Annotated in this window: 13 protein-coding genes; 7 read left to right on the top strand and 6 right to left on the bottom strand. The window is 65.7% G+C overall.

Features of this window, described 5'->3' with window-relative positions:
* Window positions 1-13: 13 nt before the first annotated feature.
* A complete protein-coding gene (locus tag ABE463_RS16110; RefSeq protein WP_121043262.1) occupies window positions 14-340 on the bottom strand; it encodes a hypothetical protein in 327 nt (108 codons plus the stop codon).
* A gap of 160 nt (window positions 341-500) precedes the next feature.
* Here ABE463_RS16110 and ABE463_RS16105 point away from each other — a divergent pair, with 160 nt between their 5' ends.
* The 5 genes from ABE463_RS16105 to ABE463_RS16085 all read left to right on the top strand — a co-directional run bounded on the left by ABE463_RS16105 (window position 501) and on the right by ABE463_RS16085 (window position 6,705).
* The gene (locus ABE463_RS16105) at window positions 501-1,049 is read left to right on the top strand and encodes a sigma-70 family RNA polymerase sigma factor (protein WP_346468849.1); all 549 of its coding nucleotides are present in this window, start codon (window positions 501-503) and stop codon (window positions 1,047-1,049) included.
* Window positions 1,046-1,462, top strand: coding sequence for a hypothetical protein (locus ABE463_RS16100; protein ID WP_346468848.1), 417 nt, complete (start codon window positions 1,046-1,048; stop codon window positions 1,460-1,462). Before ABE463_RS16105 ends, ABE463_RS16100 begins: the two co-directional genes overlap by 4 nt.
* Window positions 1,463-1,529: 67 nt before the next feature.
* Window positions 1,530-2,423 (top strand): ABC transporter ATP-binding protein, encoded by an 894-nt coding sequence (locus ABE463_RS16095; protein ID WP_346468847.1) that lies wholly within the window; start codon window positions 1,530-1,532, stop codon window positions 2,421-2,423.
* Between the two features lie 13 nt (window positions 2,424-2,436).
* Window positions 2,437-6,018, top strand: a complete 3,582-nt coding sequence (locus ABE463_RS16090; RefSeq protein WP_346468846.1) for a M1 family aminopeptidase — start codon at window positions 2,437-2,439, stop codon at window positions 6,016-6,018.
* A gap of 126 nt (window positions 6,019-6,144) precedes the next feature.
* A complete protein-coding gene (locus ABE463_RS16085) occupies window positions 6,145-6,705 on the top strand; it encodes a hypothetical protein (protein WP_346468845.1) in 561 nt (186 codons plus the stop codon).
* Here ABE463_RS16085 and ABE463_RS16080 read toward each other — a convergent pair.
* The 5 genes from ABE463_RS16080 to ABE463_RS16060 form a co-directional block, all read right to left on the bottom strand.
* Window positions 6,606-6,998 carry an SseB family protein gene (locus ABE463_RS16080; protein ID WP_123728616.1) on the bottom strand — a complete coding sequence of 131 codons (393 nt, stop codon included), beginning with the start codon at window positions 6,996-6,998 and terminating at the stop codon, window positions 6,606-6,608. The two genes, ABE463_RS16085 and ABE463_RS16080, sit on opposite strands and share 100 nt — an antisense overlap.
* Window positions 6,999-7,068: 70 nt before the next feature.
* Window positions 7,069-7,566 (bottom strand): GNAT family N-acetyltransferase, encoded by a 498-nt coding sequence (locus ABE463_RS16075; protein ID WP_346468844.1) that lies wholly within the window; start codon window positions 7,564-7,566, stop codon window positions 7,069-7,071.
* Between the two features lie 91 nt (window positions 7,567-7,657).
* Window positions 7,658-9,379 (bottom strand): alpha-amylase family glycosyl hydrolase, encoded by a 1,722-nt coding sequence (locus tag ABE463_RS16070; protein ID WP_346468843.1) that lies wholly within the window; start codon window positions 9,377-9,379, stop codon window positions 7,658-7,660.
* On the bottom strand, window positions 9,379-10,866 hold the full coding sequence (locus ABE463_RS16065) for an MFS transporter (protein ID WP_346468842.1): 1,488 nt from the start codon (window positions 10,864-10,866) through the stop codon (window positions 9,379-9,381). The genes ABE463_RS16070 and ABE463_RS16065 overlap by 1 nt, the downstream gene beginning before the upstream one ends.
* Entirely contained in the window at window positions 10,863-13,064 is a 2,202-nt protein-coding gene (locus tag ABE463_RS16060) for a Six-hairpin glycosidase-like protein (RefSeq protein ID WP_346468841.1), read from the bottom strand. Before ABE463_RS16060 ends, ABE463_RS16065 begins: the two co-directional genes overlap by 4 nt.
* A gap of 233 nt (window positions 13,065-13,297) precedes the next feature.
* Between ABE463_RS16060 and ABE463_RS16055 the strand changes: the two genes are divergently transcribed.
* Together ABE463_RS16055 and ABE463_RS16050 are read left to right on the top strand one after the other, a co-directional pair.
* Window positions 13,298-15,364, top strand: coding sequence for a glycoside hydrolase family 97 protein (locus ABE463_RS16055; protein ID WP_346468840.1), 2,067 nt, complete (start codon window positions 13,298-13,300; stop codon window positions 15,362-15,364).
* 195 nt (window positions 15,365-15,559) lie between these two features.
* The gene (locus tag ABE463_RS16050) at window positions 15,560-18,319 is read left to right on the top strand and encodes a TonB-dependent receptor (protein ID WP_184997023.1); all 2,760 of its coding nucleotides are present in this window, start codon (window positions 15,560-15,562) and stop codon (window positions 18,317-18,319) included.
* The last annotated feature ends 401 nt before the right edge of the window (window positions 18,320-18,720 follow it).

Raw genomic sequence — 18,720 nt, 5'->3', positions numbered from 1 at the left:
CGCGCGCGCGGCCTTACTTCAGGCGACGATCCAGCACGAAGTACACCACGTTGCCCAGCCCGGTCGCACCGAGCAGCAGGGCGATGGCGCCAGGCGTAACCCGGTCGATGCCGAGCAGATCGACCAGACCGAATGCCAGCGCCAGGGTCAGCAACACGCAGCCCCAATGCAGTGAGGCCAGCCGCCGCTTGGTGGTATCGCCGGCCAGCAGTGAGCGCACCAGCTCTTCCGAACCGCGGGCTTCAACGATCCGACGGCGCGTGTGGCCATCGACCACGCTCTTGATGGCATACACGATGCCGAGAATCAGGACGACAGGCAGAATCAGGTTGTAATCCATGGTGCGTTCGTTTCGTTGAGGGGCTTGTCCACTGAGATACGGCCAGGGCGGGATCGGTTGCACGGCGCCTGGTTGCAACCAATGGCGCACTCGACGTATCCCTATGGTGATGCGTACGTCGCCGCCCTCCCCTGCTGACTCTCTGGACGCCGACCGCGCCTTGGTCGCTGCCATTCTGTCGCAGCAGCCCGGTGCGTTCGAGCAGCTGGTGCGCGAGTACCAGGGTCTGTGCTGGCGTGTGGTCGACCGCATGGTCCGCCACCCCGACGACACCCGCGAGCTGTGCCAGGAAGCCTTCCTGCGCATCCATCAGACGCTGCATCAGTACCGCGGCCAAAGCGCGTTGAAATCCTGGGTGGCGCAGGTCGCCTATTCGATCGCCAAGCGCCACCTGGAGCGGCACCGCATTCCGCTGGTGGAGAACACCATGAGCGAGGACGGCACCGCATTGATCGAACAGATCGGCGATGGCATCGATCTGGAGGCACGTACCAGCGAGCAGGACATCAACGCGCACCTGCATGCGGCGATCGACGCCCTGCCGCCGCTGCAGCGCACCCTGCTCACGCTTTATCACCTGGAGGAGATCTCCATCGCCGAGATCGCCTCCCTGACCGAGCTGGCCGAAGGCACCATCAAGAGCCATCTGTTCCGCAGCCGCAAGCGGTTGCGCGAGTTGCTTGAATCCCGCATTGGAGTCCCCGCATGAGCAGCGCAGACGATCCCCGCATCGATCCGGAGGAATGGCAGGCCCAGGAGGCTGCGCTACGCGCCGCTCTCAACGGCCAGCGCGCTGCGCCGGACGCCGCCGACTACCTGCGCATCGCCCAGGCGATCGCTTCCGCCCTGCAGAGTGGGCCGCCGATGCGCTTCGCCCGTGAGGTCACGCTGCGCATTGCCCGGCATGACGCCGGTATCGAGCGTTGGGTGTCGCGCGTCCTGCTTGCCTTGTTGGCACTCGCCGTACTGGCCATCGGGGCGATGTTCGGCCCGGCGTGGTGGGGCGCGATCAAGCAGAGCGCCGGGCCGACCGCATCCGGCTGGCTGCTGCTGGTGGCAGGCTGCATGGGCGTGTCATGGCTGGCCGGTCACTGGCGCACACGTGTCCAGAAGCACCCATGACTTACGGCGGATGCAGCTTACCTGAATAGGGCGGATAACCGAGCTATCTCCCAGGGGAAGTCGCCACATGCTTGAGATCCGCGCGCTGTCCAAAACATACGCCAATGGTGTCCATGCCCTCGCCGGTGTGACGCTCGATGTGCCCCGCGGCATGTTCGGTCTGCTCGGGCCCAACGGCGCCGGCAAGTCCTCGCTGATGCGCACGCTGTCCACGCTGCAGGAGGCCGACAGCGGCTCGGCGACGCTGTCGATTCCCGGTGAGGCGGCCATCGACGTACTGCGCGACAAGGATGCGGTACGCCGCCGGCTGGGCTACCTGCCGCAGGACTTCGGCGTGTACCCCAAGGTCAGCGCGCTGGACCTGCTCAATCATTTCGCGGTGCTCAAGGGCATCACCCAGAAGGGCCAGCGCCGTGAGGTGGTCGAGGCGCTGCTGCAGCAGGTCAACCTGTGGGATGCGCGCAAGCGCAAGCTCGGCACTTACTCCGGCGGCATGCGCCAGCGCTTCGGCATCGCGCAGGCGCTGCTCGGCGATCCGCGCCTGGTGATCGTCGATGAGCCCACCGCTGGCCTGGACCCGGAAGAGCGCAACCGCTTCCTCAACCTGCTCGCGGCGATCGGCGAGAACGTGGCGGTGATCCTGTCCACGCACATCGTCGAAGATGTCACCGACCTCTGCCCGAACATGGCCATCATGAACAAGGGGCAGGTGCTGCTGACCGGCAAGCCCAGCGATGCGATCGATGCGCTGCAGCACCAGGTCTGGCGCAAGCAGGTCGACGTTGCCGAACTGCCCACGTATGAGGCCAACCATGTGGTGCTGTCCACGCGCCTGGTCGGTGGCCGGCCGGTGATCCACGTACACAGCGCGAACGACCCCGGCGACGGCTTCGCAGCCGTGGCTCCCGATCTGGAAGACGTCTATTTCCAGCGACTGCGCCTGCAGTCGCGGGCCGCCTGACCGGAGCCGGCCCATGATCGCTGCCTTCTTCCGTTTCGAGCTGCGCGAGCAGCTCCGTTCCCCGCTGCTGTGGCTGCTGGCGGGCCTGTTCGCGCTGATGGCCTTCGGTGCCGCGTCGTCCGACGCGATACAGATCGGCGGTGGCACCGGCAACGTGCACAGCAATGCACCGACCGTCATCGCTTCGATGCTGGGCATCTTCACTCTGCTCGGCATGCTGGTCTCCACGCTGTTCGTCAGCAATGCGCTGCTGCGCGACTTCGATCTCGGCACCGCCGAATTGATCTTCGCCAGCCCGATCAAACGCCGCGATTACCTGGCCGGACGCATCGGCGCCGCGCTGGTCAGCGGGCTGCTGGTGTACGTGATCATTGCCGCCGGCATGGCGCTGGGGCCGTTCATGCCCTGGGTCGATCCGGCCCGTATGGGCCCGGTCTCGCTGTACAGCTATGTCTGGGCATTCGGCGTCATCGTGATTCCGAACCTGATCTTCACCACGGCCCTGCTGGCCTTGCTGGCGGCCACCACGCGCTCGATCCTGTGGGTCTACATCGGCGTGATCGCCTACTTCGTGCTGTACGGCGTCAGCGCGGCGCTGCTCCGGGACATCGACAACACCTGGATTGCGGTGCTGAGCGAGCCGCTCGGCCTGCGTGCGATGTCGCGGACCATCCGTTACTGGTCGGTGGCCGAACGCAACACCGGCTTGCCCGCCGTCGCCGGGCAGTTGCTGGCCAACCGTGCACTATGGCTCGGTGTGGCAGCGGCGCTGTTCGCTGCGACGTTTGCCTTGTTCCGCACCGAGCGCAGCGGCAGTGCCGGTCGTCGCTGGGGCCGTAAAGCCGCCGCGGCAACGGGCACCCCGTCGCTGCGCCCGACCCAGGTCACGGTGCCACGCGTGGTGCCCGGCAGCGGTGTCGGCACCGCCTGGCACCAGTTCCTGCACCAGGTTCGGTTTGATACGGCCGGCGTGGTGCGCAGCGTGCCTTTCCTGGTGTTGCTGGTACTGGGACTGTGCAATTTCCTGCCCGGTGCGCTGTTCCGCCAGACGCTGTATGGCACCCCGATCTGGCCGGTCACGTCGGAAATGCTGACCGCGCTGCAAGGCACTTACAGCTGGCTGCTGATCATCATCGTGCTGTTCTTCGCCGGCGAGCTGGTCTGGAAGGAACGCACCGCACGCATCAGTGACGTCACCGATGCGATGCCGGTGCCCAACTGGGTGCCGTTGCTGGCCAAGTTCGCCACGCTGGTGGCGGTCATCGCCTGCTTCCAGGCCATCGGCGCGCTGGCCGCGATCGGCGTGCAGCTGGCCAAGGGCTATACTCACATCGAGCCGCTGGTGTATCTCAAGATGCTGGCGCTGGATTCGGTGGTCTATCTGCTGATGGGTGGGCTGGCGCTGGTGCTGCAGGTGCTGACCAACAACAAGTTCGTCGGCTACGCACTGCTGATCCTGGTTATGATCGGCCAGGCGGTGCTGGGCATGCTCGATTACACCCAGAACCTCTACAACTTCGGCAGTTGGCCGATCGCGCCGTACTCGGACATGAATGGCTACGGTCACTTCCTGCCCGGGCAGCTGGCCTTCCAGGGGTATTGGGCGCTGTTCCTGCTGGCGCTGTTGTGCGTCGCCTCGGCCTTCTGGGTGCGCGGCGTCGGTAATGGTGCGCGGCAGCGGCTGGTTCTGGCCGGGCGCCGCCTGCGCGGCCCGACTGGACTCGGTGCAGTGGTAGCCACGCTGGCCTTCATCGGGGTGGGTAGCTGGCTGTACTGGAGCACCAACATCCGCAACGAGTTCCGCTCGCCCGATCAGCAGCTGGACCTCCAGGCCCGCTACGAACGCGATCTGTCGCGCTACCGCGACCTGCCGCAGCCGCGCATCGTGGCGGTGGACAACCGGATCGACCTGTCGCCGGAAACCCAGTCGATGGTCGTCGATGCGTACTGGACCGTGCGCAACACCCATGCCGCCCCCATCCAACAGATCCATGTGTCGATGGACGATGACAGGCAGTTGACCCTGGTCGACCTGGGGGGCGAAACGTTGTCCATGCACGACGCCGATCTGGGCTATCGCATCTACCGGCTGGCCAAGCCGTTGCAGCCCGGCGAGGAACGCCGCATCCACTTCCGCATCAACCAGCATCCGGACGGCATCACCGCACATCAGGCGCCCACCAATCTGGTCGACAACGGCAGCTTCTTCAACAGCAGCGATCTGCCGTCCTTCGGCTACAACCAGCGCGTACAGATCACCGACCGCAACGAGCGTCGCAAGCGCGGCCTGGGCGAGCCGACCCGCATGCCCAAGCTGGAGGATCAGGCCGCACGCGCCAACAACTACGTCAGCGACGATGCCGACTGGCTGGATTTCCGCAGCACCATCTGCACCGCGCCGGACCAGGTAGCGCTGGCACCGGGCTACCTGGTGCGGGAGACGACCGTGAACGGCCGCCGCTGCTTCAGCTACGCCATGGACCGGCCGATGCTGAACTTCTACGCCTACCTGTCTGCTCGCTGGGAGGTGAAGCGTGCGGCCTACAAGGGTATTCCGGTCGAGATCTACTACGATGCCCAGCACGGCTACAACGTGGACCGCATGATCGAGGCGGTGCAGAAATCGCTGGCCTATTACGAAGCCAACTTCACGCCCTACCAGCACCGTCAGGTACGCATCATCGAGTTCCCGGGCTACCAGAGCTTCGCGCAGTCCTTCGCCAACACGATCCCCTACTCCGAGTCGATCGGTTTCATCGCCGACCTGCGTGATCCGGACAAGGTGGACTACGTGTTCTACGTGACCGCACATGAGATCGCCCATCAGTGGTGGGCGCACCAGGTGATCGGTGCCAACGTACAGGGCGCCACGATGCTGTCCGAGTCACTGTCGCAGTACTCGGCGCTGATGGTGATGGAGAAGGAGTATGGGCGGCAGCACATGCGCCAGTTCCTCAAGAACGAGCTGGACGGGTACCTGTCCGGGCGTGGTGGCGAAGGCGTGGAGGAACTGCCGCTGGCACGGGTGGAGAACCAGCAGTACATCCACTACCGGAAGGGCTCGCTGGCGTTCTACAGGCTCCGGGAGGAGATCGGCGAAGTCGCCCTCAATCGCGCCCTCAAACGCTACCTGCAGGACAAGGGCTTCCAGAAGCCGCCCTACACCACCTCCACCGAACTGCTCACCTACATCCGCGCCGAGACCCCGGCCGACCGTCAGCAACTAGTGACGGACCTGCTCGAGAAGATCAGCTTCTACGACAACCGCGTCCTCACCGCGAGCGCGCAGAAGCGTGCCGATGGAAAGTACGACGTCACCTTGAAGCTGCACGCCGAGAAGCGCTATGCCGACGGTGACGGCAAGGAGACCGCCGGTGAGATGGACGACTGGATCGAGGTGGGCGTGTTCGCCAACGCGCCGTCGGGCAAGGAGCGCGATCAGAAGGCGCTGTACCTGCAGCGCCACCACGTCACCGAGGCCAACCCCTCCATCACGGTGACGGTGGATGGCAAGCCGGATGAGGCGGGCTTTGATCCGTACAACAAACTGATCGATCGGGTGTCGTCGGACAACCGGCGGAAGGTGACGCTGTAATGCAACGGGTGATGCTGGTCAGAAGGCCAGCATCACCGGCGCCCTGCACTGACGGCGCAACGCGCCGTCTCCCTGAGGCGATGTGCGTCTTCCCCTGATCGGATGACCGGCCCTCCTCCCTCCATCATGATTGCCCACCTGATCGAGGGATTCGAGGTGAACGCACTACTGCTGATGGTGGGTCTGGTATGCGGCACCCTCCTGGGTGCCTTGGCGGGATTCAGCCTGGGAACCAGAGATCGGCCCAACCCCATCGACTTCTACACGAATGAACTGGGTATCTACCTGTCGTTGTTGTATGAATCCAATGGAACGCCACGCAACCCGCAGTGGATACGCGACGCGCTCGCCGTGCGGATGGCCAACGCCCTGATCCTCGCCGGTAATCTGCCGCCAGGCACAGGTATCTCCAACAGTCAGGCTTCGCTCAAAACGCTGGTAGCACGGGTTCTTGAGCAGGACCTGCTTGCAGGCGTCAAGCAGTACGACGCGCGCGAACTGGCGTCACAGGTTGCACGCTGTGTGATGGAACGCGATCACCAGAATGGCATCTGCCCAACGGATAGGAGCGGCAACATGCCGTCCCTTCAGCGCGGGCCGTCGGCGAAGTCCTTGAGAATTTCGCCGACGCCGGACGGCGAGATCTCAAAGCCCAGCGACGTACCCGGATTGATCACCACGCCGTAGCCACCGGGGACGCGCTTGAGTACGTCCAGCATGAGCATGCGGATCGTGTGCGGGGCCTGCTGGCTGTGGAAACCGACGCGGCTCATATCGGTGAACACGGACACGTGCAACACGCCCTGCTTGTCGAACAGCAGCGGATCGAAACCGCTGCCATCCGGCGTCACCAAACTGCCGGTGAGCAACACCACCTCGGAGGCGACGAAGGCCTTCATGAACAGGCCGATCGGCAGCTGACCGTCCATCGCGGTCTTGAGCAGCGTTTCGATCGGGGTCTGGGGGGCAGCGTCGTTCATGGAATGCGGGGGTATGGGTGGGGGCCGCTAGTGTACCGCCGGGGCTGTGGGAGCCGGCCAGCAGCCGGCATTACGGGCGCGGTGGACCGCCGATCAGGTAGAGGTGGAAACGCGGGTCATCGTCGGCCAGCGCGACATGCGGCAGACCAAGACGCGGCAGGGTCCGCAGCCAGTGGGCATGCGCAGCCACGTCGCCGCGGAACACTGCGAGCAGCCATTGCCCCTCGCCGGGGCGCACCAGTGCGTTGACCACGTAGGCCGCCAGGCCTTGCCGCCGGTACTTGGGAAGCACGAAGAGATCGGCCAGTTCAGGATAGTGGTGGCCGTCCCGTTCCACCCGGTCCACCAGCACGAAGCCGGCGAGTGCCTCGTCGACGAACAACAACCGCGCCCACTGCGGGGCGTTGCGCAGGGAGGCTTCGACATCGCTCCGATCACAGTCGAACAGGCCGTCGGAGCGTACTTCTTCTCCGCTCCAGGCCGACGCCTCGAAGTAGTAGAACTGCATCAGATGGAACAGGCGTTCGGCGTCGTCGGGCGTTGCGGGGCGCAGGGACAGGCGTGACATGGAAAGCGTACTCGGAAGGACCGCAGTGCGCGATCGCGAGCCCGATTGTAGTGCCCGGCCCACCGCGAACGGCAGACCGGGCATTCCCCGGCTACTTCGCCAGGCGTTTCGTGCGGGCCTGCTGATCGTCGACCGCCGCCTTCAACCGGGCCTGCAACGCGGCCTGGTCGACCTGGGCATCCAGCACGAACACGCGCACGCCATGCGCAGGCACCTCGGCCTTCAATGATCCGTTGACCGTCTGGTTGGCACCGCCCAGCGCGTCGCGCCAGATCCCGGCCTGCAGATAGCGGCGCACCTCAAGGGTGCGGGCGGTGTCGCCCTTGTTGAGCAGCACCAGCGCGGTCTGGGCGGTATCGCCGTGCTGCAGCACGCGGAAGAACACCGCTTCATCGCCCTGCAGTCGCTCGTTGACCTGCAGACCGCGCTGCAGGGCGGGTGTGCCCTCACGCAGTTTGGCGATGCGCTGCAGCGGCGCGTAGATCGGGCTGTTCGGCGCATCATTCACGCGCGCCTGGCCGAAGTAGGCGCGGTTGCCGGCGTGCTCGGCGCGGCTGCGCATGAAGCCGGTTTCCGAACCGTAATAGATCACCGGAATGCCGCGCGCGGTGAACAACCAGTTGTGGGCGTCGATGAACCCGGCATCGGTCGCGTCCAAGCGCGCCATGTCGTGGTTGTCGTAGAAGCTCATCAGCTCGTACGGATTCGCATACGGCCCATCGAGCAGGTGCAGCGGTTCGGCCAGGGTCTCAAAGCCCTTCTGTTCTTTGCCGAACACGGACGACAAGGCGCCACGCAGCGGGAAGTCCAGCACGCTGACGTTCGCGTTGGCCGGCCACGTGTGCTCGGCGATCTTGCTGGCGTCGTAGTCGAACGCTTCGCCGAACATGAACATGCCGGGGTGCTCGGCACGGATGCGGTTGACGAAGGCATGCCACCACGGGTGTGGCAGCCAGCCGATGGTATCGATGCGCAGTGCATCCACGCCCTGCGCGGTCCATTGCAGGTACGCACCCATCAGGTAATCCATCACCGCCGAATTGTGCTCGTTGAAGTCGGACAGCTCGGCCAGGTTGCCGTCGAAGATCGAGCCGTGCTTGCCGTCGACGGGGCCGATGTTGTTGTAGAACGCATGCAGCGGGTTATGGACCGGATCCAGCTGCTGCGGCGGCAGGTTCTGGTGATCGGCGATCAATCGGCCGTCCTTGTCGAAGATCTGGCCGAACTGCGGCTGTGCCACCGGCATCGTCCACGCGGGCGAGCCATGGTTGCCCACGATATCCAGCACCACCTTCAGATCGGCGGCATGCAGGCCGCGGGTGAACGCGGCGAAGTCCAGGTCCCTGCTCGGCAGATGCTCGTCGAGCGTATAGAAGTTGACGCCCCAGTAGCCGTGGTAGCCGGTCTTGCCGCGGTCGGTCAGCGTGCTGGTGCAGCTGATCGACTTGCTGCCGGTGAAGGCCTGGTCCGGGTTGTCGATGATCGGGGTGATCCACACCGCACCGAAGCCCAGGTTGCGGATGTACGCGGCGTTGTCGAGCACGCCCTTGAAGTCACCCCCGAGGTAGCCGATGTTGCCATCCACCTTGTCCGGGCAGGGCACCGGGATATCGAACGTGCGATGCGCGCCGCCCTGGTCGCGGTGATCGTTGGACGGATCGCCGTTGACGAAGCGGTCGGTGACCACGAAGTAGACCGCCTGGCTGGCGAACGGCTCGCGCGTGCCGACATAGTCCGGGCGTTCGATGGCCAGGACGGGACTGGCGGACAGCGCGAATGACAGCGCCAGCGACAACGACGAATACCGGAACATCAGACAACCTCCTGTTGAGATGGCACATACAGCACGCATAGACCGGCCAGCAGCAGGCTGCCGCCCCCGAGGGCGAGCACGTGCATCGGATCGCCGCCCAGCCAGGTGCGCAGCAGGAAGCCGAGCGCACTGGCCGCGACCAGCTGCGGGATCACGATGAAGAAATTGAACAGGCCCATGTAGATGCCCATCTTGGCCGCCGGCACGCTGTCGGACAGCAGCGCATATGGCAGCGACAGGATCGAGGCCCAGGCGAAGCCGACGCCGACCATCGACAGCAGCAGCCAGTGCGGATCACGGATGAACAGCATCGAGATCAATCCCAGGCCGCCCAGCCAGAGGTTGACCAGGTGGCTCCAGCGCAGGCCCAGTGCGCGCACCATCACCGGGATCAGCAGCGCGGCCAGTGCCGCGAAGCCGTTGTAGGCACCGAACAGCACGCCGACCCAGTTGGCGCCCTCGTTGTAGGCTGCCGACGCAGTATCGGTGGAGCCGAAATGGGTGCCGGCGACGGCGGCGGTGGTGTAGATCCACATCGCGAACAGCGCGAACCACGAGAAGAACTGCACCCAGGCCAGGCGACGCATGGTGCGCGGCATTGCGCGCAGGTCATCAACGATGGTGGCCAGCATGTTCGCCCCCGGCACACAACGCGCCACCCCCAGCAGCACGCCATAGGCGATACACAGGCCGGCCAGCACATACAGCATGCGGTCACCCTGCCGCGCCGCGATGGCGGCGGCCAACACGATGCCCACCGCCACCCAGCCGCCGATCTGCGCCCACGGCGGCGGTCCTGCCACGCGCGCACTCTGGTGCACCGCCGACGGCTCGGCATCATCGAAGCTGGCCAGCTCGGCCGGCGAGTATTCCCGGGTGCTGACCACGGTCCAGGTGATCGCCGCGAGCAGCACCGCGGCCCCGAAGTAGAACGCGTAGCGCACGGTATCGGGCACCTGCCCCGCGGCCGCCGTATTGGCGACGCCGAAGTGGGCCAGGATGAAAGGCAGGAAGCTGGCGACGATCGCACCGATGCCGATGAAGAAGCTCTGCATCGCAAAGCCGGTCGGCCGTTGCCGTGGGGCCAGTTGATCCCCGACGAACGCGCGGAACGGCTCCATCGATACATTGATCGAGGCATCCAATACCCACAGCGTACCCGCGGCGATCCACAGCGTCGGCGAGTTCGGCATCACCAGCAGGGCGAGCGTGGTCAGTACCGCACCGATCATGAAGAACGGGCGGCGGCGGCCCCAGCGCGTCCAGGTGCGGTCGGACAGGTAGCCGATCACCGGCTGCACCAGCAGGCCGGTCAGCGGCGCGGCAATCCACAGCCCAGGCACCGCATCCATCGGCGCGCCGAGCGTCTCGAAGATGCGGCTGGCATTGGCGTTCTGCAGGGCAAAGCCGAACTGGATGCCGAGGAAGCCGAAGCACATGTTCCAGATCTGCCAGAACGACAGCGTCGGTTTGGGCGAACGGCTCATCGGCGCGGCTCCGTCGAGGCCGCGACCGGCATCAGGGTCAGCGCGGATACGCGGGCCTCATTGAGCACGCCCTCACTGCCGCCCTTGCCGCCGTTGTACTGCGCGAAGTGGGTCAACGCGCTCATGTTGAAGCCATCGTCCAACGTGATGCGGCAGGCGCGTGCCGGCAGCTCGAATTCAACCGCCGTGGAGTCCTGTTCGCCCACGCTGTGCGGCATCACGATGGGGCGGCGCTGCTCCGGTTGACCCTCGCATTGCAGCACCAGCGTCTTCACCGCTGCGGTCACACCGGTGTTGATCGGGCCGTTCGGGTTGTCGTAGCGCAGGCGTGCACGCCAGCGGCCGGCGGTCGGTGCGGTCCACTGCCAGTGCCTGTCGCCGGCCAGCACCTGCTGCGGGCCGATGCAGGTCATCGGGCTGTGCAGCGATTCCAGCGTGCCCTCCCGGCGGGTCAGGCTCAGGCAGTGACTGGCACCGTGCCTGGCAATCGTGGCGACACCCCGTGTGGGCGTCAGCGTCTGGCCGTCGCGCCACAGCACGTGCCCGGCGGGCACCGTGATCTGCCAGCCTGCCGTCGTTTCACGCGGCACCGGGGCAGCGGGGGTGGCCGGGGCGAACACCGCCGAGGGACGCAGGATGGCCGGTGATGGCGTCGCGCCCGTGGCATGCAACGGCACCAGCTGCACCGTGGTGGTGCTGCCATCGCGCTGGATGTCACCCGCCACCAGTAGCTCGCCGGCAAGCTGCTTCGGTCGCACCAGCACGTATTGCTGTTTGCCATCGTCCAGCCGGATGCGGTCATGCGCACCGAACAGCGTCGGCACCAGGGACACCGGCAGCTTCGGCGCGATGCGGCCATCGTCTTCCACGCCGAACACGCCTTCCAGCACCATCGAGAGGTACCCGGCCACCGACCACAGCTGCCGCGGCGAATTGACCACCGGGCCGCTGAGCACGCCTTCATCGACATGCACGGCCAGCGTGCGCATCTCGTAGTTTTCCATGTTGGAGCCGGCCAGCGCGGTACCGCGCATCAGCGATTCGATCTCCATGGCAATGCGCGGGGCATCATCCAACCGGCGGGCTGCCCGCAGCGAGTACGCGCTGACGAAGGGCCAGATGCCGCGGTTGTGGTAGATCGGCTGCTGCGCTTCCTGCGGCCAGACGACCGGGCTGCCACCGGCCACGGCCGGGTAGTTCGCCAGCGCGCGGCGTGCGCGATCGGCCGGGAACACATCGGCCAGCACGCCCAGCGAGAGCGCGAGCAGGTCGTACTTGGCGTACGGCACCGGGTGCGCCGACTCGCCGATGTAGCTCATGTACTGACCGGCCTCCTCGCGCCAGAAGCGCGCGTCGATCTGGCGGGCCAGCGCATCGGCCCATTGGCCGTACGTGGTGGCGCGCGCATCCCCGCGCTGTCCAGCCAGCTGCTCGGCCAGTCGCAGCGCTTCGTAATGCAGCACGTTGGTGGACAGCGCGAAGGACTCGCCGATGAAGCGCACATCCTCGCGCGTCCAGTCCGGGTAGGTCTGCTCACGCCAATCCAGGAACGAGGTCTCACCGCGATACAGGCCGATCCGCGCATCGAACACTGCCTCGCGATCCTGCGCCAGAGTCGCCTGCAGTGCCTGCCAGACCTGGTCGGCAAAGGCCGCGTCATCCAGCAGCCCGCGTGCGGCCAGGAACCACACCACGCGATCACTGCTGATCGGCCAGCTGCCGCCGGAGCCGGTGTCTTGGGCGACGAACAGGCCCGGCGTATGCCCATCGCGCGCGGTGGACAGCTTGAACTGCAGCGACTGGCGCGTGCGCACCGGATCCAGACGCGACAGCGCCAGATCAGCGGCGAAGCTCACATCGCGGGTCCACACATAGGGCCAGCGCTCGCCGGTCTGGAAGCACTCGCAGGCCACCGGCTTGCCGTGATTGAAGGCCGGGTCGCGGATCGCCTCCACGCGGTCGGCATCCATTTCCTGCTGGGCCAGCCCGAACAGCGCATCGAACAGCACACTGCCGGTTTCGCTGCGCATCGGCTGCGCGCTGACGCGCACCTCGCCCTGCGGCGCATGCAGACGGTAGCCACCTTCAGCGGCGGTCCCGGCGCGCGCATGGCGGCCGTCGAAATCCAGGTCGGCCGCACGTGCGGTGGACCCCATCGCTGCCCCGAGGGCAACGGTCAGGCAGATCATCTTCAGCATCGAAGTGGCGAACCGGCTCGCGCCCGTTGCCTCCCTCCCCTTTGCTCGCGTTGTAGGTCCGCACCGCCTCGCGGCAATGCGCTCGCGGCCCCCTCCCAGGGTGCCTTGGGCCCATGGTAGACGGCACGCCGCAGCCTGCATCGAGCTGCATACGTATTCATGGCCAGGGCGGTCGGCAATCGTGACCGCGTCGCTATAGTCCGGGGGTGTTTTCGGCCGCCTTGGGAGGGGAAATGCCGTCACTGTCGCATCCAACAGACGGGCCTTTCGCACGTCGTCGCCTGCCCCTGCTGGGCTGGATCCTCTGCGCATTCAGCGCCACCGTCTCGGCGGAACCGGTCACCGTCGCCCGTGTCGAGTCGCCCGGCAAGGTATTGCGCGTGTCGCTGCAACTGGACAACGGCACCCCCAGCTATCGGGTTGAACGTTTCGGCGAGGCCGTGGTGGACAGCTCCAAGCTCGGCTTCCAGCTGCGCGATGGCCGCCTGGATCGGGATCTTGCCGTGGTGGGTCAGCAGTCGCGCAGCGTCGATGAGACCTGGGAACAGCCTTGGGGCGAGCGCCGGCTGACCCGCAATCACTTCAACGAAGTGGTCGTGCAGCTCGCCGAACGCGGTGGCGCCAAGCGTCGCATCGATGTGGTGTTCCGGGTCTATGACGACGGCCTGGGCTTCCGCTACCACTTCCCCGAGCAGCCGGGCATGCGCGAGGCGATCATCGACGATGAGCTGACCGAGTTCGCGATCGCACCGACCTCCACCGCCTGGTGGATTCCGGCCGGTGAGCCGATTCACTACGAGTATCTCTACCAGCGCACGCCGCTGGACCAGGTGCCACTGGCACATACGCCGATGACGCTGCGCAGCCGCGATGGCCTGCATGTCGCCATCCACGAAGCCGCGCTGGTGGACTACGCCGGCATGTGGCTGCGCCGCACCGAGGGCCAGCGCCTGCGCGCGCAGCTGTCGCCCTCGGCCGAGGGCTGGAAGGTGCGGCGGAGCCTGCCCTTCGATACGCCGTGGCGCACACTGCAGATCAGCGACACCGCCGGCGGACTGGTTGAGTCCAGCCTGACCCTCAACCTCAACGAGCCCAACGTGCTGGGCGACGTCAGCTGGGTGAAGCCCTCCAAGTACCTGGGCGTGTGGTGGTCGATGCATCTGGATGAGGAGAGCTGGGCGACCGGCCCACGGCACGCTGCGACCACGGCCAAGACCAAGCGCGTGATCGACTTCGCCGCCCGGCATGGTTTCCGCGGCGTACTGGTGGAAGGCTGGAATCCGGGCTGGAACGGTGACTGGGTCGGCAATGGCTACGCCTTCGATTTCACCCGGCCCACCGCAGACTTCGATATCGAGGCACTGTCGGCTTACGGCGCGAAGAAGGGCGTGCACCTGATCGGCCACCATGAAACCGGCTGCGCGATCGAACACTATGAAGATCAGCTCGGCGCGGCGCTGGATCTGTATGCGCGGCTGGGCGTGGATTCGTTCAAGAGCGGCTACGTCTGCGACGACGGCCAGGTCGACCGTCGCAACCCGGCCGGTGGCCCGCTGTGGCGCGAGTGGCACGACGGCCAGTTCATGGCCCGCCATCACCTCAAAGTGGTGCAGGAAGCAGCCAAGCGGCATATCGCGGTGAATCCGCACGAGCCGATCAAGGACACCGGCCTGCGCCGCACCTACCCGAACTGGATCAGCCGGGAAGGCGCGCGTGGCATGGAATACAACGCCTGGGGCCAGCCGCCGAACCCACCCGAGCACGAGGTCAACCTGGTGTTCACCCGGATGCTCTCCGGGCCGATGGATTACACCCCGGGCATCCTGAGTCTGAAGGGCCGCGGCGGTCAGGCCATCCCCAGCACGCTGGCCCGCCAGCTCGCGCTGTACGTGACGCTCTACAGCCCGATCCAGATGGCGGCAGACCTGCCCGAGCACTACGAACAGCACCGTGAGGCGTTCCGTTTCATCGAAGACGTCGCGGTGGACTGGGATGACACCCGCGTGCTCAACGGCGAGGTGGGCGACTACGTGACCATCGTGCGCAAGGACCGCCACAGCCGCGACTGGTTCCTGGGCAGCATCACCGATGAACACGGCCGCATGCTCCCGGTCTCGCTGGGCTTCCTGGAGCCGGGTGTGCGTTACCGCGCGGAGATCTACCGCGATGGCGACGGCGCGGATTTCCGCAGCAATCCCTTCGCCTTCGTGCGCGAAACGCGCGAGCTCACCCGCGCCGACGCGCTGACGCTGGTGCTTGCGCCCGGTGGCGGCCAGGCGATCCGTTTTACCCCGTTGTAATTGTCCCGCGAACGCGATAACGCACCTGTAATCGCTTCCAATGCTGCAAACGTCATTGAATACGTATGCAGGGTGATTCCCGCAGCCGATGCGCTGCCTACCATAGCCACGCAGTCAACGGCCACCGCGCCATGACGCTCCCGGGTCTTCCGGGCAACCAAAAAATCGATTGGCAACATTGCCTGGGAGGGGAAAATGTTGAACCGCAAGCGCAGCGCGCTGAGTCTCGCGCTGGCCGTCGCCCTGACGCCGTTGATGGCGTCGGCGCAGACCGCCGAACCCAGTACCACCACCGCACCGACCGGCACCGCGGCGACCAATCTGGACACCGTCCAGGTCACCGGCATCCGCCGCGGCATCGAGAACGCGATCGCGATCAAGCAGGACGCCACGTCGGTCGTCGAAGCGATCTCGGCCGAGGACATCGGCAAGCTGCCGGACGTGAGCATCGCCGAATCGCTGGGCCGCCTGCCCGGTCTGGCCGCCCAGCGCGTGGCCGGCCGTGCCCAGGTGATCAGCGTGCGCGGTCTGTCGCCGGACTTCGCCACCACCCTGCTCAACGGGCGCGAAGTGGTCAGCACCGGTGACAACCGCAGCGTCGAGTTCGATCAGTACCCCTCGGAACTGGTCAACGGCGTGACCGTCTACAAGACGCCGGATGCGGCGCTGGTCGGCCAGGGCCTGTCGGGCACCATCGACATGCAGACCGTGCGCCCGCTGAGCTTCGCCGAGCGCGTGATCGCCATCAGCGGCCGGTACCAGAAGAGCTCGCTGGGCAAGGCCGCCAATGTCGACCCGTACGGCAACCGTTTCAGCGCCAGCTACATCGACCAGTTCCTCGACAACACCTTGGGCATCTCGATCGGCTACGCGCACAGCGACATGCCCATCCAGGAAAACCAGGTGGGCCTGTACGAACCGTGGACCACCGAGCAGACCGACCAGGGCAATCGCCCCGGTCTGGCCCCGGGCACCGTGTTTTCCGACGGCATCAAGGCGCTGCGCCGCACCGGCAACAACGAGCGTGACGGCGTGATGGCCACCGTGCAGTTCCGCCCGTCGAACGTGTGGACCAGCACCCTCGATGCGTTCCACACCGAAGCCGAGCAGATCGATACTGCCAACCAGTTCGAGGTCAACCTCAGCAACTACAACGGCGGCTATACCCCGGGCCTGCTGATCACCAACCCGCAGATCAACGCCGATGGCACCTTCGCCGGCGGCGTGGCGACCGGCGTGTATCCGCTGGTGCGCGGCATGTACAACAAGCGCAAGGACAAGATCGACGCGTTCGGCTGGAACAACGAGTTCAACTTCGAACGCGTCAAGGTCGTCGCCGATGTGAACTACTCCAAGGCCACGCGCAACGAACTGAACCTGGAGAACAACCTGCAGCTCACGCCGATGCCGCAGCTGGATTCGGTCGGGGTGGTGGTCAAGCCGGACGGGTTCTCGCAGATCAGCCCGGGCCTGGACTATTCCAACCCGGACGCGCTGTTCCTGACCAACACCATCTACGGCTCCGGCTACGGCAAGGTGCCGATGGTCGAAGACCGCCTGAAGGGTGCCCGCCTGCAGGCCACCTTCGCGATGCCTGATTCGCTGCCGTGGTTCTCCGATGTGGACGTGGGCGTGAACTACGCCGACCGCCGCAAGGACAAGACCCAGGCCGAGGGCAACATCCTGCTCGGCGACCAGGGCGACGCCAACATCGCCGGTGACCTGCAGTACGCACCGGTCAACCTGGGCTTCGCCGGCATCGGCTACATCCCCGCCTGGAACGTACCGGCTGCGGTGGACCGCTACATGGTCTTCAACCCGGTCACCAACCTGGACTACCTGATTCCCAAGGCCTGGACGGTGCAGGAGAAGACCAGCACCGCCTGGATCCGCGCCAACATCAACACCGACCTGGGCGAGGTGGGCCTGCGCGGCAACATCGGCGTGCAGATGGTGCGCACCGACCAGAGCTCGCAGTCCAACTACTTCGACCGCTCGCGTCCGGACGGCCAGAACATCCTGCCGATCGATGACGGTAAGACCTACACCGATTGGCTGCCGAGCTTGAACCTGGCCTTCATGTTCCCGCACCAGCAGACGCTGCGTTTCGCCGTGGCCAAGCAGGTGGCACGCCCGCGCGTGGATCAGATGCGCGCCGGCCTGGAGTTCGGCGTGGACACCGCCACCGGCAAGCCCGGCGGCAGCGGCGGCAACCCGCTGCTGGATCCGTGGCGCGCGAATGCGATCGATCTGTCCTACGAAAAGTACTTCGGCGAAAAGGCCTACGTGGCCGCGGCGGTATTCTTCAAGGACCTGAAGTCCTACGTCTACACGCAGTCGCGCGATGACTACGACTTCAGCGACCTGCTGGCCAGCTACGTACCGCCGCCGGGCATGATCGTCCCGGTCCTGCCGACCGGTACCTTCTCGGCCCCGCAGAATGGGCAGGGTGGCAAGCTGAAGGGCCTGGAGCTGACCGCGTCGTTCCCGCTGGAGATGCTGACGGAGAGCCTGCGTGGCTTCGGCGTGCAGGCCAGTGCGACGTTCAATGACAGTGACATCAAGATCCTGGACCCGGAAAGCGCGTCCAGCGTGGGCAGCGATCCGATCAGCCTGCCGGGCCTGTCCGAGCGCGTGTACAACTTCACGGCGTACTACGAGCGCAGTGGGTTCGAGGCCCGCGTGAGCCAGCGCCGTCGTTCGGATTTCATCGGTGAGATCGGCAATTTCAACGGCAACCGGACGCTGCGTTATGTGGTCGGTGAGAACGTGACGGATGCGCAGGTCAGTTATACGTTCGCCGACAGCAGCAGTCTGCATGGGCTGACGCTGTTGCTGCAGGGAAGCAATCTGACCAACGAGCCGTATCGCACTTACGCTGGCACGACGGATCGTCCGTTGGAGTACGTGGAGTGGGGCCGCACGTACATGCTGGGCGTGAACTACAAGTTCTGATGTTGCTCTTGTCAGCGACTTAGTGGCGACATCGAAAACCCGCTGCTTGTGCAGCGGGTTTTTTGTTGGCTTTTCTCTGACTCTGAAGAGCGTCAGCGCCGGATGTCCGTGGCCTGGTCGGGGGTGTGTGGGTTCGCGGGACGCGCCGTAAACCCATCCATGGGGGCTCGTGAGCCGCATCCATGCGGCACAACGGTCCCGCCAACCCACACACCCCCGCCCTTCGACAGTGGGTTGGTGGCCATGGCACAGCAAGGCGTCTGCCGCCGTGTCAGTTTTGCGTTTCGATCACCGCGAAGTCTGGGCAGGTTGACTGAGCCATCAAGCAAGCGCCGCTGTTCCCTTGCGCACCGGCACATTGTCAAAGGGTGGGCAGGTGTGGGTTGGCGGGACCGTATGCC

Source organism: Stenotrophomonas sp. TWI819 (genome assembly GCF_039673075.1).
Lineage (GTDB): Bacteria > Pseudomonadota > Gammaproteobacteria > Xanthomonadales > Xanthomonadaceae > Stenotrophomonas > Stenotrophomonas rhizophila_B.
This window is presented reverse-complemented; position numbering and strand designations above follow the sequence as displayed.